The sequence below is a fragment of the Gilliamella sp. CG13 genome (assembly GCF_046635805.1).
Classification (GTDB): Bacteria; Pseudomonadota; Gammaproteobacteria; order Enterobacterales; family Orbaceae; genus Gilliamella; species Gilliamella apicola_I.
This window is the reverse complement of the sequence record NZ_JBIDFM010000002.1, coordinates 12,533-38,331: the sequence shown is the minus strand read 5'-3', so window position 1 is coordinate 38,331 and position 25,799 is coordinate 12,533. Positions and strand designations below refer to the sequence as shown.

The 25,799-nt window shown below is 35.1% G+C and carries 23 protein-coding genes and 1 riboswitch; of the genes, 8 read left to right on the top strand and 15 right to left on the bottom strand.

Annotated elements, in window-relative coordinates:
- Positions 1-64 precede the first annotated feature (64 nt).
- Complete coding sequence (mltA, locus tag ACGH6R_RS04125) at positions 65-1,144, bottom strand: murein transglycosylase A (RefSeq protein ID WP_411598982.1); 1,080 nt, start codon at positions 1,142-1,144, stop codon at positions 65-67.
- 190 nt (positions 1,145-1,334) lie between these two features.
- Here mltA and cycA point away from each other — a divergent pair, with 190 nt between their 5' ends.
- Positions 1,335-2,708 (top strand): D-serine/D-alanine/glycine transporter, encoded by a 1,374-nt coding sequence (cycA, locus tag ACGH6R_RS04120; RefSeq protein ID WP_267349717.1) that lies wholly within the window; start codon positions 1,335-1,337, stop codon positions 2,706-2,708.
- Between the two features lie 46 nt (positions 2,709-2,754).
- On the opposite strand, the gene ACGH6R_RS04115 is transcribed toward cycA, so the two are convergent.
- Positions 2,755-3,786 (bottom strand): TerC/Alx family metal homeostasis membrane protein, encoded by a 1,032-nt coding sequence (locus ACGH6R_RS04115; protein WP_411598981.1) that lies wholly within the window; start codon positions 3,784-3,786, stop codon positions 2,755-2,757.
- A gap of 174 nt (positions 3,787-3,960) precedes the next feature.
- Here ACGH6R_RS04115 and dacB point away from each other — a divergent pair, with 174 nt between their 5' ends.
- A complete protein-coding gene (dacB, locus tag ACGH6R_RS04110) occupies positions 3,961-5,403 on the top strand; it encodes a serine-type D-Ala-D-Ala carboxypeptidase (protein ID WP_411598980.1) in 1,443 nt (480 codons plus the stop codon).
- A gap of 48 nt (positions 5,404-5,451) precedes the next feature.
- Here the strand turns inward: dacB and ACGH6R_RS04105 are convergent, their stop codons facing one another.
- Positions 5,452-7,287: an ABC transporter ATP-binding protein gene (locus tag ACGH6R_RS04105; RefSeq protein ID WP_411596540.1), complete on the bottom strand. Its 1,836-nt coding sequence runs from the start codon at positions 7,285-7,287 to the stop codon at positions 5,452-5,454.
- Positions 7,288-7,526: 239 nt separating this feature from the next.
- The gene (locus ACGH6R_RS04100) at positions 7,527-8,213 is read right to left on the bottom strand and encodes a helix-turn-helix transcriptional regulator (RefSeq protein WP_267359456.1); all 687 of its coding nucleotides are present in this window, start codon (positions 8,211-8,213) and stop codon (positions 7,527-7,529) included.
- A 664-nt stretch (positions 8,214-8,877) separates the two neighbouring features.
- On the opposite strand from ACGH6R_RS04100, the gene tatA reads away from it, so the two are divergent.
- Positions 8,878-9,051: a twin-arginine translocase TatA/TatE family subunit gene (gene tatA, locus ACGH6R_RS04095; protein WP_411590960.1), complete on the top strand. Its 174-nt coding sequence runs from the start codon at positions 8,878-8,880 to the stop codon at positions 9,049-9,051.
- 7 nt (positions 9,052-9,058) lie between these two features.
- Positions 9,059-10,243 carry an FAD-dependent monooxygenase gene (locus tag ACGH6R_RS04090; protein WP_411598979.1) on the top strand — a complete coding sequence of 395 codons (1,185 nt, stop codon included), beginning with the start codon at positions 9,059-9,061 and terminating at the stop codon, positions 10,241-10,243.
- 59 nt (positions 10,244-10,302) lie between these two features.
- On the opposite strand, the gene ACGH6R_RS04085 is transcribed toward ACGH6R_RS04090, so the two are convergent.
- From ACGH6R_RS04085 to raiA, 4 genes are all read right to left on the bottom strand, one after another.
- Complete coding sequence (locus ACGH6R_RS04085) at positions 10,303-11,343, bottom strand: NADH:flavin oxidoreductase/NADH oxidase (RefSeq protein WP_411598978.1); 1,041 nt, start codon at positions 11,341-11,343, stop codon at positions 10,303-10,305.
- A gap of 125 nt (positions 11,344-11,468) precedes the next feature.
- The gene (gene mutY / locus ACGH6R_RS04080; protein ID WP_411598977.1) at positions 11,469-12,506 is read right to left on the bottom strand and encodes an A/G-specific adenine glycosylase; all 1,038 of its coding nucleotides are present in this window, start codon (positions 12,504-12,506) and stop codon (positions 11,469-11,471) included.
- 15 nt (positions 12,507-12,521) lie between these two features.
- Positions 12,522-13,673 carry a bifunctional chorismate mutase/prephenate dehydratase gene (gene pheA, locus ACGH6R_RS04075; protein ID WP_411598976.1) on the bottom strand — a complete coding sequence of 384 codons (1,152 nt, stop codon included), beginning with the start codon at positions 13,671-13,673 and terminating at the stop codon, positions 12,522-12,524.
- Between the two features lie 101 nt (positions 13,674-13,774).
- On the bottom strand, positions 13,775-14,107 hold the full coding sequence (raiA, locus tag ACGH6R_RS04070; RefSeq protein WP_065558752.1) for a ribosome-associated translation inhibitor RaiA: 333 nt from the start codon (positions 14,105-14,107) through the stop codon (positions 13,775-13,777).
- 332 nt (positions 14,108-14,439) lie between these two features.
- Here raiA and trmJ point away from each other — a divergent pair, with 332 nt between their 5' ends.
- A complete protein-coding gene (trmJ, locus tag ACGH6R_RS04065; protein ID WP_411590978.1) occupies positions 14,440-15,126 on the top strand; it encodes a tRNA (cytosine(32)/uridine(32)-2'-O)-methyltransferase TrmJ in 687 nt (228 codons plus the stop codon).
- Between the two features lie 46 nt (positions 15,127-15,172).
- Here the strand turns inward: trmJ and cysS are convergent, their stop codons facing one another.
- From cysS to mog, 5 genes are all read right to left on the bottom strand, one after another.
- Complete coding sequence (gene cysS, locus ACGH6R_RS04060) at positions 15,173-16,564, bottom strand: cysteine--tRNA ligase (protein WP_411590969.1); 1,392 nt, start codon at positions 16,562-16,564, stop codon at positions 15,173-15,175.
- Between the two features lie 282 nt (positions 16,565-16,846).
- Positions 16,847-17,089, bottom strand: coding sequence for a GlsB/YeaQ/YmgE family stress response membrane protein (locus ACGH6R_RS04055; protein WP_065558750.1), 243 nt, complete (start codon positions 17,087-17,089; stop codon positions 16,847-16,849).
- A 310-nt stretch (positions 17,090-17,399) separates the two neighbouring features.
- A complete protein-coding gene (gene lysC, locus ACGH6R_RS04050) occupies positions 17,400-18,761 on the bottom strand; it encodes a lysine-sensitive aspartokinase 3 (protein WP_267359467.1) in 1,362 nt (453 codons plus the stop codon).
- An 81-nt stretch (positions 18,762-18,842) separates the two neighbouring features.
- A riboswitch (Lysine riboswitch) is annotated at positions 18,843-19,017 on the bottom strand.
- Between the two features lie 110 nt (positions 19,018-19,127).
- Positions 19,128-19,586 carry a transcriptional regulator ArgR gene (gene argR / locus ACGH6R_RS04045; protein WP_267359469.1) on the bottom strand — a complete coding sequence of 153 codons (459 nt, stop codon included), beginning with the start codon at positions 19,584-19,586 and terminating at the stop codon, positions 19,128-19,130.
- Positions 19,587-19,791: 205 nt separating this feature from the next.
- Positions 19,792-20,361: a molybdopterin adenylyltransferase gene (gene mog / locus ACGH6R_RS04040; RefSeq protein ID WP_267359471.1), complete on the bottom strand. Its 570-nt coding sequence runs from the start codon at positions 20,359-20,361 to the stop codon at positions 19,792-19,794.
- A 232-nt stretch (positions 20,362-20,593) separates the two neighbouring features.
- Between mog and ACGH6R_RS04035 the strand changes: the two genes are divergently transcribed.
- Together ACGH6R_RS04035 and ACGH6R_RS04030 are read left to right on the top strand one after the other, a co-directional pair.
- On the top strand, positions 20,594-21,538 hold the full coding sequence (locus ACGH6R_RS04035) for an ABC transporter ATP-binding protein (protein ID WP_411598975.1): 945 nt from the start codon (positions 20,594-20,596) through the stop codon (positions 21,536-21,538).
- On the top strand, positions 21,531-22,301 hold the full coding sequence (locus ACGH6R_RS04030) for an ABC transporter permease (RefSeq protein ID WP_267349698.1): 771 nt from the start codon (positions 21,531-21,533) through the stop codon (positions 22,299-22,301). Before ACGH6R_RS04035 ends, ACGH6R_RS04030 begins: the two co-directional genes overlap by 8 nt.
- Positions 22,302-22,434: 133 nt before the next feature.
- Here ACGH6R_RS04030 and accC read toward each other — a convergent pair whose 3' ends face one another.
- Both accC and accB read right to left on the bottom strand, forming a co-directional pair.
- Positions 22,435-23,781 (bottom strand): acetyl-CoA carboxylase biotin carboxylase subunit, encoded by a 1,347-nt coding sequence (gene accC, locus ACGH6R_RS04025; protein WP_065558744.1) that lies wholly within the window; start codon positions 23,779-23,781, stop codon positions 22,435-22,437.
- 41 nt (positions 23,782-23,822) lie between these two features.
- Positions 23,823-24,287, bottom strand: coding sequence for an acetyl-CoA carboxylase biotin carboxyl carrier protein (gene accB / locus ACGH6R_RS04020; protein ID WP_411598974.1), 465 nt, complete (start codon positions 24,285-24,287; stop codon positions 23,823-23,825).
- A 363-nt stretch (positions 24,288-24,650) separates the two neighbouring features.
- Between accB and ACGH6R_RS04015 the strand changes: the two genes are divergently transcribed.
- Complete coding sequence (locus ACGH6R_RS04015) at positions 24,651-25,694, top strand: rod shape-determining protein (protein WP_065558742.1); 1,044 nt, start codon at positions 24,651-24,653, stop codon at positions 25,692-25,694.
- The last annotated feature ends 105 nt before the right edge of the window (positions 25,695-25,799 follow it).

The window sequence follows — 25,799 nt, the reverse complement described above, 5'->3', positions numbered from 1 at the left end:
TCCTTAATTGAGCCTCTATCCTGCTATTTTAACAGTTTCTTGTTATGCCGTCGATGTTCGTAAATTAAGGTTTAATTACCCATGCCCGACCATAATGATTGTAGTATCCAGCAAGTTTACCTGCGTCATTTCCAACGCCAAGATAAAGGTCAAAATGATGGCCTTTTATGGCGCCTCCAACATCGAGCGCAACCATTAGACGAGTTTCTCGTCTACCACTATATTGACCATCCTCATCGAGTAATGGTAAATCCATTAACACCACCGAACCAAGAGGGACAAGTAACTTATCTGATGCTACCGATGCATTAGCAACCAAAGGTACAGTTGCTGCTCCTTTGACATCAGCATTGTATTGGGGCTTAAAAAAGACAAAGGAACGGTTTTCGGTTAGCAAGGCTTTGAGCTGTTTTTCAGTTTTAGTTGTAGCCCAATCTCTAATTGCTTGTAACGATATCTTTTCTTTTTCAATTTCACCTTGTTCAATTAAAATTCTTCCAATGCTGGAATAGCCATGTCCATTTTTACCGCCATAGCTGAAAAAGACCAAAGGTTCACCGTCTTCAAAATCGATATAGGCACTACCTTGAACTTCCATAATGAAGTTTTCAATTAATGAATTACTATAAGCAATTTCAAGTCCTTTGCCAGCTAAAGCGCCTTTATAAATCTGTTGTCGACTTGGTAATTGACCTTTGTAGTTAACCGGCATTTTATAAATAGGATATTTAAATTCTTTAGTAGGTTTATGTCTGGCTTTAATAATTGGGGTATAATAACCAGTTAAGTGCACGTTTCCAAATCCATCTTGACCTGCCATTTCATAACTATTTAATCCTACTTTGTGAAATTCATTAGAAGCAAGCAAGCCATTAATCCAATCATCAACAGCTTTATAAATATGTTCATTTTGTTTGTATAATGCGGGCGATGCGGTTTTTATTTGTTCCACCTGCATAATGTAGTCTGTTATGTTTACAGGCGTATCTAAATTTGGATAGCTGATATTAAGTGATAAGGGTAATCGCCCGTCCGAGTATTGTTGACCCTGTTTAATGGGTCTATCTTGACAGCTGGTTAACAGCGAAAGTGTAAAAAAGGCAATAAAAACAATGAAAAGATAATGATTAAGTTTTTTTTTCATCTAATTAGTTATTATCAATAATAAACAGTATTGAATATGCTACACAATTATATTATAAGAAACTACTCATAATTATTAACGGACAATAAAAAGTTTTCATAAAAAATCAGCTTGCGATTTAGCAATATTGAATTTATAGTCCTATATTCCTTAAAAATCGAAAATTACGGAATAAAAGGTAATAATAGTGATGAGCAATACATCCTCAAACAATGACCTAAAACGAAACCTTTCTAATCGGCATATTCAGTTAATTGCAATCAGTGGTGCAATTGGTACAGGCTTATTTATGGGATCAGGAAAAACAATTAGCCTTGCTGGACCGTCGATCATCTTTGTTTACATGATTATTGGTTTTATCTTATTTTTTGTTATGCGAGCAATGGGTGAAATCTTGCTTTCAAACTTGAAATATAAGTCGTTTAGTGATTTTGCCAATGATCTACTCGGCCCTTGGGCAGGTTTTTTTACTGGTTGGACTTATTGGTTTTGTTGGGTGGTAACAGGTATTGCTGATGTGGTTGCTATTGCCGGTTATGCACAGCATTGGTTTCCTGATTTGCAATCTTGGATCCCGATGTTATTAACCGTCGTTTTACTGTTAACACTTAATTTATTAACAGTAAAAATGTTTGGCGAAACCGAATTTTGGTTTTCAATGATTAAAATTATTGCGATTTTAGCTTTGATTGGTATTGGATTAGGATTAATTTTCACAGCATACCACTCAGATCAAACGAATACCACAGCTGCATTTTCGAATCTTTGGGATTATGGCGGATTTTTTCCTCATGGTTTTATGGGATTCTTTGCCGGTTTTCAGATAGCTATTTTTGCTTTTGTGGGAATTGAACTGGTTGGTACTACCGCCGCTGAAACAGTCGATCCAAATAAAAATTTACCTCGAGCCATTAATTCTGTGCCTGCACGTATTATCTTCTTTTACGTGTTTGCATTAATTATCATTATGAGTGTGACACCATGGTCATTTATTTCACCAAATAAGAGTCCATTTGTTGAGTTATTTACCCTAATTGGTTTACCAGCGGCAGCAAGCATTATTAATTTTGTGGTATTAACATCGGCTGCTTCGTCGGCTAATAGTGGTATCTATTCTACCAGCCGAATGTTATTTGGTTTGGCTAAAAAACAAGATGCACCAGAGCCTTTTGGAAAATTATCACGTCGTTCAGTTCCTGCCAATGGTTTGCTCTTTTCATGTACTTGTTTATTCGGTGGTGTAGTTCTGATTTATTTAGTTCCTAATGTGATGGAAGCTTTCACCATAGTAACGACGATTTCCGCCATATTATTTATGTTTATTTGGTCGATGATTTTGATATCGTATATGGCTTATCGACGTAAAAAAGTGAATTTGCACGAACAATCTCAATTTAAGATGCCAGGTGGTAATTTGATGTGCTTGGTTAGCTTGATGTTTTTTATATTTGTTATTGTCTTACTTACTTTTGAAAAAGATACTCGTCAAGCATTGATTGCAACACCAATTTGGTTTGTAATTTTAGGGATAAGCTATTTTATACGTTCGCTAAAACGTCAATAATTATTACTATAATGAGTAGGATGAATTCCTACTCATTGTCTGATGATTAATCGGCTTTGTGGTGATCTTTTTCAGGCCAAATGATACTGGCAATAATACCGATAGCTAAAATGCCTAATACGATATAAAGGCTTGTTATAGGACTAATATCAATACCATGCCCAAATAAATGGTTACTTGCATTTAATGCTAATTTGATTGCTATAAAAAACAGTAAACAAATAACCGCTTTTCCTAAGTGAACTAAGTATTGTTTCATGGCTTCTAAAACAAAATACATGGTTCTGAGACCTAAAATTGCAAAAATCATGGCACTATAAACGATGAGTGGTTCTTGGCTAACCGCGATGACAGCAGGAACAGAATCAAAGGCAAACATCACATCGCTAAGTTCAATTACAGTAATACATAAAAAAAGCGGGGTTGCGTATAAAGCTCTTTTAGGTAATTTGCCAATTAAGTTACTGTTTTCTGGTTTTGCAAGTTCTTGATCTAACTGTTTAGAGGTTAATAAAAAATGATGCCCGACAATTTTAGGATAAGCGGGAAAAATACGTTTTGCTATTCGATAAGCGAAATGGTTTGAATAATCTTTTATTTCTTCATTTTCACCTTGATTTTTTAACATCATCAAACCGGTAAAAGCAACAATAACGGAAAAAACGAGTTCCATCCAAGGCCCTAAAGCTAATAAACCCGTCCCAATGATAACAAAAATAGCACGGAATATGATGGCGCCTATTACTCCCCAATAAAGCAAGCGATGACGATAATTTTCAGGTACAGAAAACCATGAAAAGATAGCCATAATCACAAATAAATTATCAACAGAGAGAGCCTTTTCAAGTACATAACCAGTGATAAATAAGCTCGCTATTGCACTACCATGATGAAGATATAGATAAAGAGTAAATCCTAAAGCTACAGCAATCCAAAATAGTGACCATAATACAGCATTTTTTAAATTTATGGGTTTATCGTTATGATGTGCATATAAATCAATAACAATAGCTGTTAATGCTAATACAATAAAAACGATGACCGTTTCAATTGGAAAGCCTAATGAGTTGTGAATCATAATTTATCGCCTAATATGTAGTTATGTCATGATCTTTTAATAACAAAATTTAACTATTTTTACAGAACATATATATAAAAGTAGTTGAGTATATATTGATAGCAATAACAAAAAAAGATATATTTGTTTTCAATATCCCTTCCCATTAATTAAAATAATTTTGAGCTGATTTTGATGAAAAATTTCAAAGTAGTAAGTTTTTTTATTATTTCTTTTTTTTCCGCTATATTGCAAGCTCAGTCAGTTGAGTCTTATGTATCTTCGTTACCCAAAGGTAGTGATATATCAATTTTAGTTCAATCTGTTGATGACAAACCAAGAACATTAGCTAAATATAAAAGCGATCAATTTAAACAGCCAGCCAGTACCCAAAAAGTGATCACTGCACTTGCAGCAGAACTTGAATTAGGAGCGGATTTTAGATTTGAAACTAAAATGTTAACTAATGGTTCAATTGCCAATAAACAATTAAATGGTGATTTGATTATTCAACTGAGTGGTGATCCAACTTTTACGCGTGGACAGTTAAAAAATATGCTGGCAAGTTTACGTGGGAAAGGGATTGAAAAAATAACAGGAAAAGTCATTTTAGATACTTCTATATTTACCAGTCACGATAAAGCAGAAGGTTGGTCTTGGAATAATTTAACCGCTTGTTACAATGCACCGCCGTCAGCTGCAATTATCGATGATAATTGTTTTTATGTGACAATCAAACCGGGTAAGGTCGGTGCTAAAGCCTCTATTTCTGTTTCCTCAAATATTCCTGTCACGGTGACAGGTAATGTTAAAACAATAGCTAAAAACAGTAAAGATCTGAATGATAAATACTGTGAGCTTGATGCCAGTTATACTGACAAAAATCGCTATCAATTATCCGGATGTATTGCGTCAGGATCGGATAAAATAGCATTAAAATTTGCTGTACTTAATGGTGTGGATTATTTTTCAAGTGTTTTGAAAAATGAGTTAAAACAACAGAAAATTTCGTTTAATGGTGCGATTTCAGCACGTAATGAGCCAATAAATAGCAAACTTTCATTATTAATTTCAAGCCAGTCTGCACCGCTATCAGAATTGTTAACCGTAATGTTGAAAAAATCGAACAATCTGTACGCTGATGCTATCTTTAGAACAATTGGGGCTCATTACTTTAAAATTCCAGGTACATGGCGAAATAGTGGGGATGCGGTTAAACAAATTTTACTTAAAAAAGCTGGTATTGATCTCGAAAATTTGGTGATTGTTGACGGTTCAGGTTTGTCTAGATTGAATCTTGTCAGTGCAGACAAAATGATGGAAATTCTGCAATATATTTCAGCTCATGATCGCGATCTCAAAATTATTGAAAAACTTCCTGTTGCAGGGAAGGATGGAACATTACAATATCGCAAAAGCTTTAATCAACCGCCTTTTATAGAAACCATACGAGCAAAAACGGGATATATACAAGGCAGCTATAATTTAGCTGGATTTATTGAGAAGTCAGATGGAAAAATTATCGCTTTTGTTCAGTTACTTTCGGGGTATCATCCTGAAAGAAGGGATGAGCCTAAAAATAGTGCAATAATGCGTTTCGAATCTGAATTTTATAAAAAATTTGTGATTGGTGAATAAAAAATGATATTGGCACCTAGAACAAAGGTGCCAAACCGTTAAACGCACTTATAGACTATCTGGTAAAAAACCACCGCTTTGATGTTTCCAAAGTTGAGCGTATAAACCATTTTTATCCAGTAATTCTTGATGTGTACCTTGTTCGATAATTTTTCCTTCATCCAAAACAACCAGTTTATCCATTGCGGCAATAGTTGATAAACGATGAGCTATAGCGATAACAGTTTTGCCTTCCATTAGTGCATATAAACTTTCTTGAATAGCTTGTTCAATTTCTGAATCTAATGCACTGGTTGCTTCATCAAGTAATAATATTGGTGCATTTTTTAAGATCACCCTAGCAATGGCAATGCGTTGCCTTTGACCACCCGATAGTTTTATACCTCGTTCACCAACATGAGCATCATAACCGGTTCTACCATTAGCATCGATTAATGTTTGAATAAATTTATCTGCATGGGCTTTTTTAGCCGCATCTATCATCTCTTGTTCAGTAGCTTGATTATTACCATAAAGTAAATTTTCCCGAACAGTTCGATGTAACAAGGACGTGTCTTGTGTAACCATACCAATTTGCGCCCGTAAGCTTTCTTGATTAATCTCGGTAATGTCTTGTCCGTCAATAAGAATTTTACCTTGTTGTAAGTCATAAAAACGTAATAACAGATTAATTAATGTGGATTTTCCGGCGCCAGAACGTCCAACTAACCCTATTTTTTGACCGGGCTTAATAGTTAAATTGAGATCGTTAATTACCGAATTTCGAATCTTTTCATCGTAAGTGAAATAAATATTTTTAAACTCGATTTTTCCATCAGTCACATTTAGATTTTTGGCATTGGGTTTATCAACAATGGTTGTTGCAGTTGAAAATGTATTCATACCATCTTTCACAACCCCAATATTTTCAAATAAAGCTGCAAGCTCCCACATAATCCAATGTGATAAACCGTTTAAACGAAGCGCTAATGCTGTGGTTGTTGCAATAGCACCGATTCCAACTAATTGATTTGTCCATAACAGCAAGGCAACACCAGTCGTTGATAAAATAAGTAGAATAGATAGTAAATGATTCACGATTTCAAAACTGCTGACTAGTCGCATTTGTTTATTGACAGTAATCAAAAACTCATCCATAGACTCTTGGGCATACTTTGCTTCATTACCGGCATGAGAAAACAGTTTAACCGTCATAATGTTTGTATAAGCATCCGTTACACGTCCAGTCATGGTAGAACGAGCATCTGCTTGCATACTTGCAACTTTACTTAAGCGAGGAATAAAATAGTACATGGCTAAGCCATAAAGGACACACCACCCAAAGAATGGCAGCAATAGCCAAGGGGCTAATTGACCGATTACCGCAGCCATAGTAATGAACGAAATCAACACAAATATTAAGATATCAGCAACAAGAAAGCAGGTATCTCTAACGGCTAATGCAGTTTGCATAACTTTTGCCGATATTCTTCCGGCAAACTCATCTTGAAAAAAACGCATACTTTGATTAAGCACTAGTCGATGTAAATTCCAACGCATTCGCATTGGAAAATTTCCCGCTAAACATTGATGCTTGATGATTGTTTGTAATCCAATAATCAAAGTGCTGGATAAAATGATTAAGGTTAAGATTAATAGCGAAGTTTTTTCTTTTTGCCAAAGCTCATTAGGTTCGACAATCGCAAGCCAATCCACCACTTTGCCAAGGGCAGCGAATAGAAAAGCTTCAAATGCGCCACTGAGTGCACTAAATATAATTAAAAGCAGCATGAATATTCGAGTGCCTTGGGTTGATTGCCATATAAAACCTAGAAAATTTTTAGCTGCTGGTTGCGGTTCACTTTTAGGATAAGGTGACACCAATTTTTCAAAAAATCGATACATAATTGACCTAATTATTTGCTATTTTTCATTAAATTGAATCGTTGATATTAACATTGCGAGTAGAATGAATAGAGTTAGATATCCTAAAACTGATGGATAGTTATGAAATTTAACAACATTTTACTACCTATTATTGCAGATTCTAAAAATATTAAAAACTAAAGCAAGAAAGAGTTCATTTTTTATTCTTTCTTGCTTTTCAATTATATCTTGAATAACGATATTTGCCTATTTTTTGACTAAAAAATATCTTTAATAATTTGTACAACTCGACCCACAAAATGGTACTTATCAAAATTTTCTTTAGAGACTTCAATGGTAGGGAATTGGTTATTGTTACAAATTAAAACCCATCCATTTTGCGTTAATCGAACTTTACGTAAAAAGGTAATATCTTCATATTCAACTAAATAGATTGCTCCATCAATAATTTCAACGATTTCCGTATTAATAATTAAACCATTATTATTGTTGATTTCAGGCGACATGAGATCCCCTTTAGCCCAATAAATGATTAATTTTTTGATATCTAATCCTCGATGAGAAGCCCAACCTTCAACAACGGGATAGTTCATGACAGGAGGTGTTTCTCGAATATATCGTTGTGATTGCGCCTCTTCTTTGGTTGGTAACTGTTTTTTATAGACGGGAATACGGTATATATTCTCGTTGTAGACATCTGCTTCATCTTCTTTAGGATCTAAAACTTCTAATTTATAGCCTGTTGCCAGCCAGTTATATGAAACATTGCATTTTTCAGCAATCACTTCTAGACGTGTCAAAGATGGATAAGTTTTTCCTGATAAATAATCTCTGATCACTGTTTCAGACATATCACATTTTTTAGCGAAGGCGGAGACAGATAAACCTTGCATTGAGCTATGTAATCTTTCTTTAAATGTTTTTACATTTTTATTTTTAATCATATTCATTTCTGATTTGTTTCTCCTATTACATCCGTTTTTCAAATTATAGTAGATATTTTATAAGTTTTACATACAACATTAAATGAAAAGCTAATATAAAAAAGTAATTTTTTGTAATTTTGTCTGAATTGTTCGTTTTATAGCAAGTTAATTATATCAATTTGCGTATTAAAAAATCAAAATATAGTGTTTTTAAAAAAATATTTTATTTTTGTTTTTCTGTTGGAATTTTGTTTATTTCCACGAGAAAAAAAGATTTTTGTCTGCTTTTTAAATGTTTTTTATTTTATATTTGATATATGTCAAATTAATTTATTTTCATGAGTTACTTACGTTAAATTTATTTATTTATTGATTTTAAAAGATTTAATTCTTGTTTTTGACCTTTTTCTTTTAAAATTTAAAATAAATAAAAAAACAAATAAAAACGTTGACTGAAACGAAAAAAAATGGATAATAAGCAGTGTAAGGATTTTTCATTGTTTTCTTTCCTTATATTCCTTATATTTCATGTTGGCCTGTATATTTATATGCAGGTCTTTTTTTTTGCTTAAACTTCTTATGAAATCATCCCTTAAAAGGTATAATGTATAAATATATATACCATTTGTTTACAATTCTATTGTTAGACGAATTAATAAAATTTAATAAAGAGGATTTTATTATGTCATTTAGTATCCCACATCTTTTAGTCTTTCTTGCTGTTGTCGTCTTGTTATTTGGTACTAAAAAACTACGAAACTTAGGATCTGATTTAGGTTCTGCGCTGAAAGGGTTTAAAAAGGAGATGAGTGAAGATATTGAATCTAAGAATGATCCTAAATTAGATAATAAATAATTGAGCTATGAGTATTCAATTTGATGTCGCCATTGTTGGGGGTGGCTTAGTAGGTTTGGCAACGGCTTGTGCTTTAAGTCATTATGATTTGAAAATTGCCATTATTGATAAAAATATTCACCAACGTGAAAGTTTGCCAAAGGATAAGATTGGGGTCAGAGCTTCAGCGCTAAATAGTGCTAGCCAGCGCTATTTTGCTCAAATTGGTGTATGGGATGCACTTTGCTTAAGTGGTCGTGTGCAAGAGTTTGCCGAAATTGATGTGTGGGAAAAGAATGGGCAGGCTCATTTATCAGCACAGGCTAAGGATTATGGTTATCAAAATTTAGGTTATATCATTGAAAATCACGTTATGTCTCATTATTTATATCACTATGCTTTAGCTAGTAACAACATAACGATTTATAGTCAAGAAGTGATAGATAGTGTATTCGATGATTATAGTGCTTTTTTGACCTTGGCAGATCAGGTTACTTTACCAGCGAAACTTATTATTGGTGCAGATGGTGCAAATTCATGGATTCGTCAGCATGAAAACATTTCTGTTTTAGAACGTAATTATATTCATCACGCATTAATTACAACCGTTGAAACCGAATATCCCCATCATGCTTGTGCAAAACAAATTTTTTATCCCAATGGTATTGTTGCCTTTCTTCCGCTTTATCATCCTAATAAAAGTTGTTTAGTATGGTCAACTAAACCTGATAATGCAGCTAATTTAGCTTTGTTATCTGAAACCGACTTTTCTCATCAATTATTTCAATTAACAGGTGATAAAGTAGGCCACTGTCAGTTAATTAACCCAAGAATGATTTTTCCATTAAAAGCACGCTTTGCCAAGCAGTTTATTAAACATCGTTTAGTTTTAGTTGGCGATGCAGCGCACACAATTCATCCTTTAGCCGGGCAAGGAGTCAACTTAGGTTTTCAAGATTCGGCCTTGTTAGTATCGACAATAAAAAAATTAATTGATGCAAATCAGGATATTGGTTTAGTCAGTAATCTAAAATCATTTCAGTTTACGCGTTGTAAAGATGCGGTGGTGATGTTAACTGCAATGCAAACTATTCAAGATATGTTTAATGGGGATAATTTATTCAAGAAGGCACTAAGAACGGTAGGCATGAATACTATTGATTATTGTTCTCCATTAAAAAAACAGTTAATTAAATATGCCATGAAGATATAAATTTGCTGATGTTTATTATCCTGTAGCGTGTGCTACAGGAGGTAAAATTTTAGCTTAAGTTATTTAAAGGCGATTTGATAAGATGCTGGAACAAATGGCGATGAAGGGATACGCAAAGGCCAATAAGGATCATTGAGTAAGCCTCGACCAATCGCTATCAAATCTGCATCACCTCGGCTTAAAACGTAATCGGCTAAGTAATGATCCTCAAGCATACCAACAGCTATTATTGGCAAATCTATCGATTGTCTGATAGCGCTAGCCAAGTAAACTTGATAACCGGCATGAAAATCAGGGGTGTGAGCTGGATCAAGTTGTCCGTCACCGCCACCACTCACATCTAAAACGTCAGCGCCCGCATCTGCAAAACGTTTAGCTATTTTGCATCCATAATCAATACTATATCCATCTTTACCATATTCTTGCGCTGAAAACCGAATAATTAACGGCATGTCAGGTGGCATAACCGATTTAGCGGCTTTAATAACTTGTTCTCCAAAGAGTAACTTATCTTGACCATATTCATCGGTTCGTAAATTGGTTTTAGGTGAACTGAATTGATGTATTAAGTAACCATGTGCGCCATGGATTTCAATTGCATCGAAACCAGCTTCAACGGCCCGTTGGGTTGATTCTTTAAATTTTTGAATAATGTCAGCGATTTCATTTTTTGATAATTCTCTTGGCATTTGATATTGCCACTGTTTATTTGCCTCGTTAGTGCCGTCATAAAGAAGAGGAGAGCAAGATACCACATCATCAGCTCCCAACGCTTTTCGACCTGCATGGGCAATTTGAATGGCTATTTTACCATTTTGGGCGTGAACGGCATCAACAATGCGTTTAAACTGATCACGTTGTTCATCATTCCATAAGCCTAGACAATTTGGCGAGATTCGTCCATTTGGTGCAACATTCGTCATTTCAACAATAATTAAACCAACGCCCCCAACAGCTCTTGAAACGTAATGAACAAAATGCCAATCATTTGGTAAACCATCTTTAGCTTGATATTGACACATTGGAGGCATAAGAATACGATTTTTTAATGATAATTTTTTAATCGTAAAAGGTGTATTTAAATAAGATATTTTAGCCATATAGAATTCCTTAAATTATTGGTGAACAATAGATTCTCAACTTTTTGTGAAGAATAATTAAGCTATAATATCGCTAATTTAACCGATAGTTAACCAACCGATCAATTTTAAGCTCATTTAATCAATCATGAATTCAATTGCTTCAATAAATTGTAAATGGGTGTAGCTAAGCCAATTTTCGCATTTTCTGTTGTTAAGTTATACCAATAGCCATTACTTTCATCTAAACATTTCGTGTTGTTAACCATGATGCAATGAATCGGTATGATATCTAAATGAAAATGGCTAAAAGTATGGCGAAAAGAAATCAATTGTTGTGGTGGAGTTGTTTGAATTCCACAATCGTTTAGCCAATTGATTAATGTTTGCTTTGTAGCAAATTGTGGTGGGCAATATAAACCGCCCCAGATACCCGATGGCGGTCGTTTTTCAAGCCATATACTCTGGTTGTATTCTAGCATCAAAAAATAAGCCGATTTTTCAGGAGTTGTTGTTTTCGTTTTTTTGGTAGGATATTGTTGCCAACTGTTTGTTTGATAAGCGATACAATCACTTTGTAGTGGGCATAAGTTACATTTAGGTTTGGTGCGAGTGCAAACCATTGCGCCTATATCCATCATCGCTTGATTAAATTTTGCTACATCATGCTTTGGTGTGACCTGTTCGCTCAATTGCCAAAGTCTGTTTTCAATGCTTTTATTGCCAGTCCAACCTTCAACAGCAAAAAAGCGTGTTAAAACCCGTTTTACATTACCGTCTAAAATAGGGTAATGTTGGTTTTGAGATAGCGACAAAATTGCGCCAGCAGTTGACCGCCCAACCCCGGGTAAGGCAACGACATCATCAAATAAAGTAGGGAAGTGACCTTTAAACTTGTCAGTAACCATTTTCGCCGCTTTATGTAAATTACGGGCTCGAGCATAGTAACCCAATCCAGTCCACAAATGTAACACATCATCAATCGGGGCGTGTGCTAAATCGGTTATCTTCGGAAAATGCTCAATAAAACGATTGAAGTAGGGGATGACAGTTGCAACTTGAGTTTGTTGGAGCATCACTTCAGACAACCAAACATGGTAAGAACTTTTTTCAATTTGCCATGGTAACGTTTTTCTGCCGTACTGTTCATACCACTTGAGCACGGCATTTGAAAATTTTTGCATAATGTCAATAATATATTACATGAGAGAAGAAATGGAATCACTTGGATAGCAGCCAAGCACTTTGGTGTATAAGGTAATAGCTGAGAGTTCCTTGAGCGCAGTTTGCATTTCATGAGAATTTAGATTACCTTGTAGATCGATATAAAACATCTCTTCCCATGGCGTACCATGAATTGGTCGAGACTCCAACTTCGTCATGACAATGTTGTGATTGCGCAATACTAGTAATGCATCAACTAAAGCCCCTGCTTGTTGACCTGTTTTCATTAGGATAGTTGTTTTAGCAGGTATCTGATTTGAAACGTCAACAGGTTGTCGAGCTAACACAATAAAGCGAGTTATATTTTCTTTTTGATTAGCAAAATCATGTTCAAGTACTTGTAGTCCATATAATTCACCGCCATCTTTGTTACCCATTGCTGCAACATTTGGCTTATTGAGGCTTGCTACCATCTCCATAGCTGATGAGGTACTGTCGCAATAGACAATTTTCCAATGAGGTGATTTTTCTAAAAAGTTACTGCATTGTTGAAATGGTTGTGGATGACTATAAATAGTGTCAATTTGCTCCAGTTTGGCATCAGCAATAGCAAGTACGCAGTGATCTATAGGTAATGAAAGTTCACCAATGATATGTAAATTGGTTTTTTGTAAAAGATCATAAACTTCATTAATCGAACCAGAGCTTGAATTTTCGATAGGTAAAATACCAAAATCCACCACTCCTTTTTCGACTTGCTCAAAAACATCTTTAAAGGTTGAACAACTAGATTCCGTCATTTCTTCAAAGTGAGCACTCGCATAACGTCGCGCAGCAGAGTGGGAGTAAGAGCCTTTGGGCCCTAAAAAAGCAACTTTTGCCGTCGCTATGGTGTTGTGATTAAGTTTTTCTTGTAAGATCTTTTGTTGTAGTAGAACGGAATCTTCAATAATAACCTGATATAGACGTTTTATTAAAATATCATCAAGATGATAGTCTTTTCCTTGATGAATAAGTGAATTGATTAATGAGCGTTCACGTTCTAAATCACGCACAGGAATGTTGGCTTCAATTTTTGTTTGAATGACTTGTGTTGAAATTTGGCGACGTTTAGCTACAAGCTCTAATAATTTCGCATCAATTTCATTAATTTTATCTCGCAAGGGTAGTAAAGGATTAACAGTCATTTGGCTTAATTAAGTAAAAAATAGATGTGTAATATTATAACAAGCAAAAAAATAAAGGCACTATCAAAGTGCCTTTTAATTTATTTGTGATCATCTATTTTCTAAACTTGCTCTTCCAGTACGGCTCCTTTGATGCTATCAAAGGCTCTGCGAGATTCCCCTTTATGCTGAATCTTATTGAGTTGTTTTTCGAGTTTTCCAATAAGATCATTAATTGCTGCATACATATCAATGTGTTTAGCTGAAGCAACTAACGGTGTGCCTTTGGTTGCAATGGTGGCATCAATAATAAATCCATCAGGTTCCTTCGATAATATAAAGTGAGGGTTGATTAACAGTGCTCTCCATTTATCTAGTTTCGAAAACTTATCTTCAAGATAACGACGAATTGCAGGAGTAATGTCCATTTGTTTACTGGTAATACTTAACGTCATGATTGACCTCCACTATGTTTACTAAAAAGTTTACTAAAAAATTCGCTAACAAATTGAGCTAACTCAATGGGGGATTTCTACCTCTACATTGGCAAATTATTGCAGTTTCGTCAATCAGTTATTTATTTATTCTGTAAATTTTGTGATTAACATTCAAAATAATTTCTGCTGATTTTAATCAATCAGATTTCAAATCTGCATTTTGCCATCTTTTTCCTATATACTGTTAACTATTTGGTTCTAATAGGAACTCGATACTTTTTAATGAGGATATTGTGAATTATTTAGATAACGTGAAGATTGTTTTAGTTGAAACTTCGCATACTGGTAATATGGGTTCAGCCGCTAGAGCAATGAAAACAATGGGATTAACGCATCTTTGTTTGGTTAACCCAGTAATAAAACCAGATTCTCAATCTATTTCTTTAGCAGCTGGAGCGAGTGATATTATAAAACAAGCCCAAATTTTTTCATCTTTGGATGAGGCGATTGCAGATTGTCGGTTAGTGATCGGGACTAGTGCTCGTCCTCGCAGTTTACAGTGGCCGAATTTAACACCAAAAGAGTGTGGTGATAAAATTATTCAAGAAGCATCTAATAATGATGCAAATGTTGCTTTGGTTTTTGGTCGTGAACGAGTGGGATTAACTAATGAGGAGTTGCAAAAGTGCCATTATCATGTTGGGATTCCTGCAAATCCAGCTTATAGCTCATTGAATTTGGCGATGTCAGTACAAGTGCTTTGTTATGAAATACGAATGTCGATGTTAAATATTGGTTCTGTTTTAACTGAACAAGAGGCTGATATAAATAGTATTGAGTTTCCCAAAGATGAAGACATCGAACGTTTCTATCAGCATTTAGAACAAACTTTGTTGAAAACTGAATTTATTAATGCTAATCACCCCGGTCAAATTATGGGGCGCTTACGTCGGTTATTTACTCGCGCACGGATTGAGCAACAAGAGTTAAATATTTTACGGGGTATTTTAACGTCAGTGGATAAAAAATTAAGATAGATGATTATCAACACCCATTTTTAAATGGGTGTTTTAGCTTATATCATCAACTTTTTTTGCGCCAAGTCGTGCCATTCGCACCATCTTCAAGCACGATATTCATAGCATTTAGTTTATCTCGGGCTTCATCGGCTAACGCCCAATTTTTACTGGCGCGGGCTTCATTACGTTGTTGAATCAAAGCATCAATTAAGGTGCTATCAACATCGTCTTGTGATTCGCCTTGTAAAAATTTGACTGGATCTTGTTCTAATAAACCTAGAACAGCGGATAAATAGCGTAATTCGGCTGCCAATTCATTGGCATGCGCCATATCATTTTCCGCTTTTGCTTTATTAATTTCACGCGCGAGATCAAATAGTGTGGAATAGGCTTCAGGTGTATTAAAGTCATCATTCATTGCTTGACAGAATTGACGGTAATAATCACTGTCTGGTGTGTTATGAGGATGATTAGGATCGGTATCCCGTAAAGCTGTATATAAACGCTCTAGTGCCATTCTGGCTTGTTTTAGATTTTCTTCACTATAGTTGAGTTGACTGCGATAGTGACCTGACAATAAGAAATAGCGAACTGTTTCTGCATCATAATGCTTTAATACATCACGAATCGTGAAAAAGTTATTTAGTGATTTTGACATTTTTTCTTGGTCAATCATTACCATACCCGAATGCATCCAATAATTTACATATTGTCCATCATGAGCACAAGTTGATTGAGCAATTTCATTTTCGTGGTGTGGGAACATCAAATCAGACCCACCACCATGAATATCAAAATGATTACCCAATTGGTAACTATTCATTGCTGAACATTCAATATGCCAACCAGGACGACCTTTACCCCATGGTGAATCCCAACTTGGTTCGTTTGGTTTAGACATTTTCCATAACACAAAGTCCATTGGATTGCGTTTTACATCAACAACATCAACACGGGCACCCGCTTGTAGCTGTTCTAAATTTTGACGAGATAAAATACCATAATTAGGATCACTATCGACGGAAAACATTACATCGCCATTATCAGCAATATAAGCATGGTCTTTTTTTATTAACTCTTCAACCAATTCAATAATTTGTTGCATATGTTGAGTTGCACGAGGTTCAACGTCAGGACGTTTAATATTCAATGCATCAAAATCAGCATACATCTCTTGTAACATACGTTCGGTCAATTGTTCACAGGTTTCGCCATTTTCAAGGGCTCTTTTAATGATTTTATCATCAATATCGGTAATGTTACGGACATAAGTTAAGTCATAACCTAAAAAACGCAGATAACGAGAAACAACATCAAATGCGACAAAAGTGCGCCCATGACCAATATGACAAAGATCGTAAATCGTCACACCACAGACATAAAGCCCGACTTTATTGGGGGTAATGGATTGAAATACTTCTTTTTCTCGAGATAATGTATTGAATATTTTAAGCATTCTAGTTTACTATTTATTAATAAGTGATTTTGGAGATTAATATAACAAAAATCGCCATACGACGAAATTACTTATTCACATCTTTACAACGAAAATGAAAGGAATCTAATTTATGTCATTCGGTTTTTTGATGCTACAAGCGTAGGTTTAAAAGCGGTGAGTATGGTAACTGATGCTAAACCAAAAAATAAAATTCATTGAATTATCGATAAGAATTATTTTGATAATTGCATTAATTAATTGGCGGAAGAAATCCGCCAATTTTGATTTGAAACGAATTTTTTATCTGAAAAGACGATAAAGATAGATTAATAAAATCGCCCCTAATACTGAGATAAACAAACTTGGGAAATTGAATCCAGTGACGCTTCCCCAGCCGAAGAAAGTACTTATATATCCTCCTACCAAGGCTCCCGCGATACCGAGTAGAATGGTTTTCACCACCCCAACACTGCCTAGAGGCATGAAAAATTTAGCAATCCAACCGGCAATTAATCCTAGAATAATCCAACTTATAATACCCATGATAATTTACCCTTATTTTGTTGTATTTAATGTTAGTTTACAGATGTAGTAAATTGAATTAAAAAAAGTAATACACTTTTTAAACGTATAAATTACTAATAACAAAACTAGATGAAGATTGATGACAATTGATAAATAGAGAACAGTTTTATGAACGTACGGCATAAAATAATTTAGCTATATTCTATAATTTTTTTTATTAAATGTTTAGATATTTTATTAAGCTTTACAATTTATTTTTTAGCTTAGTATGGATTTTATCTTGAACTAGCAGATAAAGAGGAAGAGATTATCTTCCTCATAGAGAGTATTATTCAAAAATTGTTTTGTGGAGAATTTTAATGATGTCTTCCGCATCATTACTTCTTGATAATAAACAAAGGTTATGCGTGCTAGCACCGTAACAGCAAAGTCGAATGATAAAATCATCTAAGACACCAAATACTTCTTTGGCTATACCTTTGGTTGAAGTCAGTTTATTACCAATAATGGCAATTAGAGCTAAATCTTCTTCAACATCGACATGGCAAAGTGTGGAAAGCTCATCAAATAGTGCTTTAGTTAATAAACTGGTGCCATTGGTGTTGGTTCCTGTCGTATCAATGGTTAATGCAATGCTGACTTCTGACGTTGTGACTAAATCAACCGAAATATTATGTTTAGCCAGTATTGTAAACACATTCGCTAAAAAGCCTTGTGCATGTAACATATTTAAACTAGTTAACGTAAGTAAGGTTTGTTTGCGGCGCAATGCTAATGCTCTAAATGATGGCAGATCGGATTTGATACTGTTGGTATTATAAACAATTGTTCCGCCTGCTTGTGGCGCTTTACTCGACCCGACAAATACAGGGATATTGCTTCGAACAGCTGGCACCAGTGTTGCAGGATGTAACACTTTAGCGCCAAATGTTGCCATTTCAGCCGCTTCAGCAAAAGAAATTTCGTCAATGCGTTTAGCGGATGGCGCAATTCGAGGATCGGTAGTATAGATACCTGCAACATCTGTCCAAATATCGATTTGTGTTGCATTTAATGCTTCACCAAGCAAAGCGGCAGTATAATCGCTACCACCTCGACCTAAGGTAGTGGTTTTACCGGTGCTTTCAGAACCAATAAATCCTTGTGTAACAATAATGTTATTGGCATACAATGATTTTAAATGTGCACAACAGAGTTGTTTAATATCTTCAATTATTGGTGTGGCTTTACCAAACTTATTATCCGTCCGCATGACTTTACGCACATCGAACCATAACACATTTTTCTGTTTTTCTTTCAATATTTCTACAAAAAGTTTAGAAGACATAATTTCGCCATGACTGACAAGTTCGTCGGTTAGGGCGGATGATGTAGCGAGACTAGCGGCTTCTGATAAAGAGGCAATATTAGCAATTATCTGATCTATCTCAGCACGTAATGTAGGATTTTGAGGAAGTTGTTCTAAAATACTATATTGAATAGATTGAATTTTCGCGATGTGTTGTGCTCTTACTTCAGCATCTCGCCCTTCAGCTAAAGCTACTAATAAATTTGTAATACCTGCAGAGGCAGATAATACCACAACTTTGACATTCGGATTGGTGACAACGATATTTGCACTGTTTACCATAGATTGGTAATCGGCAACACTGGTACCACCAAATTTAGCAATTACAAATGATGTTTCCATGAATTCCTCATATTAAAAATTATTATTTTTAACAGAGTTAGAGCGAGGTCATGACTTATTTACCGTTAAGGAAAATGAGTAAAACCCTGAAGCGCTCCACCTGTTAGGGTGACAACCCAAGGGATTCAGCCCTTGCAGTCGATCTAACTGAGTTCTGGATTATCAATTAAATCTCGGCATTACATCCCCTCAATCATTTATTAACGGTTCCAGCCCCTAAAATAATCTACCTGAGTAATGCGCCTCTTCGTTCTTGTGATTTAAATTACAAAATCAGTATGTATAGAATTAACGATTCTGTTAATTGTGTCAATAGGTTAAATATTAAAAATTCAAATAATAACAAAAAAGTTAACTGATCAGTTTTTATAATTCCTGTTCAAATAGCTCAAGAATAATTTGATATAATTTTTTCACCGTACATCCTTTCGTTGGTGTACTGAAAATTGTATCATCGCCAGCAATGGAACCTAAAATACCTTCTGATTTTCCGATTGAATCAAGTAATCTTGCGATAAGTTGCGCAGCGCCTGGGCTAGTTCGAATGACGACCATTGAACTATTATAATCAATGTCTAAAACCAAATTTTTTAATGGGCTGCTTGTCGTTGGAACACTGATTTCAGCGGGTAAACAATAAACCATTTCCGATTTGGCATTTCGTGTTCTCACGGCACCAAATTTAGTTAACATTCTTGATACTTTAGATTGATTAATATTGTCAAAACCTTGATCTTGAAGAGCTTGAACAATTTCAACTTGTGAACTGAATTTTTCTTGACTTAGCATCTCTTTAAATACGCGAGTGAAATCATCTTGTTTCATAGTGTTCCTTTGGATTAAATGTTTTACTGTTTTGACATTCAATTTTATTTATAAACATTGCTTAAAATTTTAAAATCAATCAGATATAACAATATAGAAGTCAGAAGTTATCTTTTATTGCACAAAAACTTTTATCGAATGGAGAAATAAAAGCAGTTTATTTTATTAGATAATTATGCATCAAAGTTGCATAAAACTAAAGTTTCTATTTTACAGGTTTATTCGGTCGAAAAGCTTTAACAACATGTTCATGTGTTTCGATGTATGGTCCTTCTAATAGCTCAATACAGTAAGGCACACTGGCAAAAATACCATTTACAATCACATTCCCAGCATTATCTTTCACACCTTCTAATGTTTCTTGAATAGATTTAGGTCTGCCAGGTAGATTCAGAATTAAACATTTGTTTCGTATTGCACCGATTTGTCTGGATAGAATTGCAGTGGGCACAAAATGCAAACTAATTTGACGCATTTGTTCACCAAAGCCAGGTAAAATACGATCGGCTATCGCTATTGTTGCATCGGGTGTGACGTCTCTTAAAGCTGGCCCTGTTCCGCCAGTTGTCAGTATTAAATCACAATGTAATTTATCCACCAAATCGCATAAGGTTTGTTCAATTAACGGTTGTTCATCAGGGATAATACGCGGTAGGGTTTCAAACGGGGTTTTTAATGTTTTTGTTAACCAGGTAATCAAAGATGGAATTCCTTCATCTTCATATACACCATTAAATGCACGGTCTGATACCGAAACCAACCCAATCTTAATCATAATATTCTTTCCTTACTTAATGATTTATTTTAACTTAATTTAGTTTAAGCGTAAGTGAGTTGATTTAAACAAACATTAATCTTTTTTATGTTTTGTTAATGGGGTGCCATATAATCAATTCAAATAATGCTAAAAAGCGCTTTACAATGAATAATTATATTGTCAATATTAATTCACATCAAATAGGATTTTATAGCAATTTAATTATAAAATATTCAATTAGGATACATTCATGTCATCTATTCCTGCACTTGAGTTAATTGAACTCAAAAAAATTTATAAAAATGGTGTAGAAGCATTAAAAGGTATTAATTTAACTGTACAAGCTGGTGATTTTTATGCACTGCTTGGGCCTAATGGTGCTGGAAAATCCACTACGATTGGAATCATAAGTTCTTTGGTTACCAAAACATCGGGTCAAGTTAAAATTTTTGGATTTGATTTAGATAAAGATATTGTCAACGCCAAAAGGCAGTTAGGGTTAGTGCCTCAAGAATTTAATTTCAATCAGTTTGAAGAAGTACTGCAAATTGTTGCAAACCAAGGTGGATATTACGGATTACCCCGTAAATTAGCACTTGAACGTGCTGAAAAATATTTACGTATTTTAGATCTTTGGGATAAGCGTAATAGCCGAGCAGGTATGTTATCAGGTGGCATGAAAAGACGACTCATGATAGCAAGAGCATTAGTTCATGAACCTAAATTATTAATTCTTGATGAACCAACGGCGGGGGTTGATATTGAATTACGACGTTCTATGTGGGATTTTTTAAGAGAAATCAATCGTCAGGGTATTACGATTATTTTGACCACACATTATTTAGAAGAAGCAGAAATGTTATGTCGGCATATTGGTATTATTCAACATGGTGAACTCATTGCTAATTCCTCTATGCGTGATTTACTGGCGAATAGTCAATCTGAAACGATTATTATCGATTATTTACCAACCAATCAGCCTATAGTTTTAAACGATTATGCATTTACCAATGTAGAGCCAGGCGTGTTGGAAGTTAAAGTCGATAAACAGCATGGATTAAATCAATTGTTTGAGCAACTTAATCAACAACAAATCAAAGTTATCAGTATGCGCAATAAAACCAATCGACTTGAAGAGTTATTTGTTAATTTAGTGCGTAATGATACTCAAACAAAAGGAGCCGATGATGAATAATTTATACTGGATAGCCCTAAAAAGTATCTGGCGTAAAGAGGTGATACGATTTTTAAGAATTTGGATTCAAACCTTAATTCCTCCTGTTATAACTATGTCGCTTTACTTTATTATCTTTGGCAATTTAATTGGGTCACGAGTTGGCAATATGGGTGGTCATAGTTATATGGCATTTATTGTACCGGGATTAATTATGATGTCGGTAATTACCAACTCTTATACAAATGTTTGTTCATCATTTTTTAGTGCTAAATTTCAACGTAATATCGAAGAACTTTTAGTTGCACCTGTACCAACACATATCTTAATTTGGGGATTTGTTGGTGGTGGCGTTATTCGAGGTATTTTAACTGGTGCTTTAGTGACAATGGTATCCCTTTTTTTTGTGACTTATGAAGTTCATTCTTGGGTATTCGTTATTTTCACACTACTATTAACTTCAATACTATTCTCGTTAGCTGGACTGTTAAATGCAGTTTATGCTAAAACATTTGATGATATTAGTATTGTGCCAACATTTGTGTTAACGCCGTTAACTTATCTTGGGGGGGTATTTTATTCAATCACGTTACTGCCAACATTTTGGCAATGGGTATCTAAATTAAATCCTATTGTCTATATGATTAATGGTTTTCGTTATGGTTTTCTTGGTACCACAGATGTTTCACTATGGATCACTTTTTCAATGCTTATCTTGTTTGTGGTGATTTTATATATCGCTGTATGGCGTTTGATTGAAAGTGGTAAAGGATTAAGAAGTTAAGCAGTAAAAATAACACCGCCGACATAAGTCGGCGGATAAGTAGAACCGTTAAGTTTTATGTTAATGATTGGACAAATCAAGCAATTAACACGCTAAAATAACAATATTATTGTCGAGATTAGACATTAATGGACTACTCATAAATACCTAGTTTTTTCTCTAAGTAATGGATATTTGTTCCACCTTTTTGGAAGTTTTTATCATTCATAATTTCAATGTGAAGATCAATATTGGTTTTGATACCATCGATAACGAGTTCAGCTAACGCATTTTTCATACGAGCGATCGCCACTTCACGAGTTTCACCATAGGCAATTAATTTACCAATCATTGAATCATAATATGGTGGTACGGTATAACCAGCGTAGATATGAGATTCCCAACGAATACCAAACCCACCCGGCGCATGAAAACGAGTAATTTTACCCGGTGATGGCATAAATGTTTTTGGATCTTCTGCGTTAATTCTACACTCAATCGCGTGACCTTTAATATGAATATCACTCTGTTTGATTGAAAGTGGTTTGCCAGCGGCAATTAAAATTTGTTCTCGAATCAAATCAACGCCAGTTATCATTTCAGTTACAGGATGTTCTACTTGAATACGCGTGTTCATTTCAATGAAGTAAAACTCGCCATCTTCAAATAAAAACTCAAATGTACCTGCGCCACGATAACCAATCTCAATACAAGCATTAACGCAACGTTCCCCGATAAATTTACGCATTTTAGGCGTAATACCAACAGCAGGAGCTTCTTCTACCACTTTTTGGTGACGTCTTTGCATTGAACAATCGCGCTCACCTAAATAAACTGCATTACCTTGACCATCAGAAAGCACTTGTATTTCAATATGACGTGGATTTTCAAGGAATTTTTCCATATAAACCATATCATTATTGAAAGCAGTTTTGGCTTCTAATTTGGTCATTTTAATGGATTGTTCTAGATCTTTCTCATCACGAACAATACGCATACCACGACCACCACCGCCACCTGAGGCTTTAATAATGACGGGATAACCTATTTTTTTGGCTATCTGTTTATTTGTATCAATATTATTGCTCAATGGACCATCAGAACCAGGTACACAAGGCACACCTGCTTTTTTCATGGCTTCAATCGCAGATACTTTATCACCCATTAAACGAATCGTGTCTGGTTTTGGACCGACAAAAATAAAACCAGAACGTTCAACTTGCTCTGCAAAATCAGCATTTTCTGATAAGAATCCATATCCAGGATGAATCGCAGCTGCACCGGTAACTTCGGCCGCTGAAATTAATGCCGGTATATTAAGATAGCTTTTGGCAGACGCTGCAGGACCGATACAGACAGTTTCGTCTGCAAGTAAGACATGTTTTAAATCTTTATCTGCCAAAGAATGAACAGCAACAGTTTTAATGCCAAGTTCTTTACATGCACGTAATATACGTAGCGCAATTTCACCGCGATTAGCAATAAGAATTTTATCAAGCATATTCAATCTCTTAATCGTAAAAATTAATTAATAAATTCTGATTATTCAATAATGAATAATGGTTGATCAAATTCAACGGGTTGACCATTTTCAACTAAAATAGCTTTAATAGTCCCAGCTTTTTCTGATTCAATTTGATTCATCATTTTCATCGCTTCGACAATGCAAAGTACATCGCCCACATTCACTGTTTGCCCAACTTCAACAAACGCTTTTGATTCAGGGCTAGGTGTACGATAAAAAGTACCAACCATTGGGGATTTTATTATTGTTCCAGAAACAGCAACAGGCTCGACTTCATTAGCCACTTCTCCATTAGAAGAAGCTGATGTTACTACAACAGGAGCAGCTTGAGGAATTTGAATATTTTGTACAGGCGCAGAATAGCTTGTTGTTGCCACTGAACGGCTAATACGTACTGATTCTTCACCTTCAGAGATTTCAAGTTCTGAAATACCTGACTCTTCAACTAACTCAATTAATTTTTTAATTTTGCGTATATCCATGAATTACACCGTGTTTATTTGATATAAGTAACAATTAATTAATGCATCCTTAATATCTTAAAAGAAATCTTTTAACGTGATAATAAGGCAGTAACTCAACATTAACGCCGCAGGATACACTGTAAAATATAATTTGTCATTATATATCTCCTTTACAATCTATTGCTATACTATTTTCTAGGTATTATTTTATAATTGCGATACAATATTATAACTCAATTATTATTGAGGCTTGCTATGGAATTGACAGACTAAATAAGATATTATTTTGACCGATTTTACAAGAAAATTATATTTTATAATTAGCTTGCTTCAAACTCTAAATATACTTAAACAAGATTAATTCTAGGAAAAGTTTTTATTATGTTCAAAAAAGTTCGCGGCTTGTTTTCAAATGATTTATCTATTGATTTAGGTACAGCCAATACACTTATTTATGTAAAAGGGCAAGGGATCGTATTAAACGAACCTTCCGTTGTTGCCATTCGACAAGATCGTTCTGGAACACCGAAAAGTGTTGCTGCTGTCGGACAGGCTGCGAAACAGATGTTAGGGCGTACTCCAGGTAATATTGCAGCTATTAGACCAATGAAAGATGGTGTTATCGCTGACTTTTCTGTCACAGAAAAAATGTTACAGTATTTTATTCGCCAAGTGCACAGCCATAGTTTTTTAAGACCTAGCCCGCGTGTTCTTGTTTGTGTGCCTGTTGGGGCAACACAGGTTGAACGTCGTGCTATTCGGGAATCGGCATTAGGGGCAGGTGCCCGTGAAGTCTATTTAATTGAAGAACCAATGGCAGCCGCTATCGGTGCAGACTTACCCGTCTCGTCACCAACGGGATCGATGGTGGTTGATATCGGCGGCGGAACAACAGAAGTTGCGGTGATTTCCCTTAATGGTGTGGTTTATTCTGCTTCTGCTCGAATAGGTGGTGACCGATTTGATGAAGCTATTATCAACTATGTTCGTCGTAATTATGGTGCTCTCATTGGAGAAGCAACAGCCGAAAAAATTAAACATTTCATTGGTAGCGCTTATCCGGGCGATGAAGTTCTTGAGATTGAAGTTCGTGGTCGAAATTTAGCAGAAGGTGTTCCTCGTAGCTTTACGTTGAACTCGAATGAAATTTTAGAAGCGTTACAAGAACCATTAAGTGGTATCGTGAGTGCTGTCAAGGTCGCTTTAGAGCAGTGTCCGCCAGAGCTTGCTTCTGATATTTCTGAACATGGTATGGTATTAACAGGTGGTGGTGCGTTATTACGTAATATCGATAAATTGTTAGCCGCTGAAACGGGTATCCATGTTGTTGTCGCTGAAGATCCGCTTACTTGTGTAGCACGAGGCGGAGGAAAAGCACTGGATATGGTTGACATGCATGGTGGTGATCTTTTCAGTGAAGATTAAGATTTGTCTTAGTTACCATTTCATTTAGTGCAATAAAGTGGTAAATTATTCAATATCATACTTTCTTATCCGTCGACATTGTCGACGGAGTCACATCTTTGTATC

Excerpts from the sequence above, each read along its gene's own strand:
- lysC (WP_267359467.1), bottom strand. The coding sequence starts at position 18,761 with ATGGAAACATCATTTGTAATTGCTAAATTTGGTGGTACCAGTGTTGCC.
- raiA (WP_065558752.1), bottom strand. The coding sequence starts at position 14,107 with ATGACGTTAAGTATTACCAGTAAACAAATGGACATTACTCCTGCAATT.
- tatA (WP_411590960.1), top strand. The coding sequence starts at position 8,878 with ATGTCATTTAGTATCCCACATCTTTTAGTCTTTCTTGCTGTTGTCGTC.
- mutY (WP_411598977.1), bottom strand. The coding sequence starts at position 12,506 with ATGCAAAAATTTTCAAATGCCGTGCTCAAGTGGTATGAACAGTACGGC.
- ACGH6R_RS04105 (WP_411596540.1), bottom strand. The coding sequence starts at position 7,287 with ATGTATCGATTTTTTGAAAAATTGGTGTCACCTTATCCTAAAAGTGAA.
- ACGH6R_RS04030 (WP_267349698.1), top strand. The coding sequence starts at position 21,531 with ATGAATAATTTATACTGGATAGCCCTAAAAAGTATCTGGCGTAAAGAG.
- pheA (WP_411598976.1), bottom strand. The coding sequence starts at position 13,673 with ATGACTGTTAATCCTTTACTACCCTTGCGAGATAAAATTAATGAAATT.
- ACGH6R_RS04115 (WP_411598981.1), bottom strand. The coding sequence starts at position 3,786 with ATGATTCACAACTCATTAGGCTTTCCAATTGAAACGGTCATCGTTTTT.
- accB (WP_411598974.1), bottom strand. The coding sequence starts at position 24,287 with ATGGATATACGCAAAATTAAAAAATTAATTGAGTTAGTTGAAGAGTCA.
- argR (WP_267359469.1), bottom strand. The coding sequence starts at position 19,586 with ATGAAACAAGATGATTTCACTCGCGTATTTAAAGAGATGCTAAGTCAA.
- cysS (WP_411590969.1), bottom strand. The coding sequence starts at position 16,564 with ATGCTTAAAATATTCAATACATTATCTCGAGAAAAAGAAGTATTTCAA.
- ACGH6R_RS04015 (WP_065558742.1), top strand. The coding sequence starts at position 24,651 with ATGTTCAAAAAAGTTCGCGGCTTGTTTTCAAATGATTTATCTATTGAT.
- trmJ (WP_411590978.1), top strand. The coding sequence starts at position 14,440 with ATGGGTTCAGCCGCTAGAGCAATGAAAACAATGGGATTAACGCATCTT.
- accC (WP_065558744.1), bottom strand. The coding sequence starts at position 23,781 with ATGCTTGATAAAATTCTTATTGCTAATCGCGGTGAAATTGCGCTACGT.
- ACGH6R_RS04055 (WP_065558750.1), bottom strand. The coding sequence starts at position 17,089 with ATGGGTATTATAAGTTGGATTATTCTAGGATTAATTGCCGGTTGGATT.
- dacB (WP_411598980.1), top strand. The coding sequence starts at position 3,961 with ATGAAAAATTTCAAAGTAGTAAGTTTTTTTATTATTTCTTTTTTTTCC.
- cycA (WP_267349717.1), top strand. The coding sequence starts at position 1,335 with ATGAGCAATACATCCTCAAACAATGACCTAAAACGAAACCTTTCTAAT.
- mltA (WP_411598982.1), bottom strand. The coding sequence starts at position 1,144 with ATGAAAAAAAAACTTAATCATTATCTTTTCATTGTTTTTATTGCCTTT.
- ACGH6R_RS04100 (WP_267359456.1), bottom strand. The coding sequence starts at position 8,213 with ATGATTAAAAATAAAAATGTAAAAACATTTAAAGAAAGATTACATAGC.
- ACGH6R_RS04035 (WP_411598975.1), top strand. The coding sequence starts at position 20,594 with ATGTCATCTATTCCTGCACTTGAGTTAATTGAACTCAAAAAAATTTAT.
- mog (WP_267359471.1), bottom strand. The coding sequence starts at position 20,361 with ATGATTAAGATTGGGTTGGTTTCGGTATCAGACCGTGCATTTAATGGT.
- ACGH6R_RS04090 (WP_411598979.1), top strand. The coding sequence starts at position 9,059 with ATGAGTATTCAATTTGATGTCGCCATTGTTGGGGGTGGCTTAGTAGGT.
- ACGH6R_RS04085 (WP_411598978.1), bottom strand. The coding sequence starts at position 11,343 with ATGGCTAAAATATCTTATTTAAATACACCTTTTACGATTAAAAAATTA.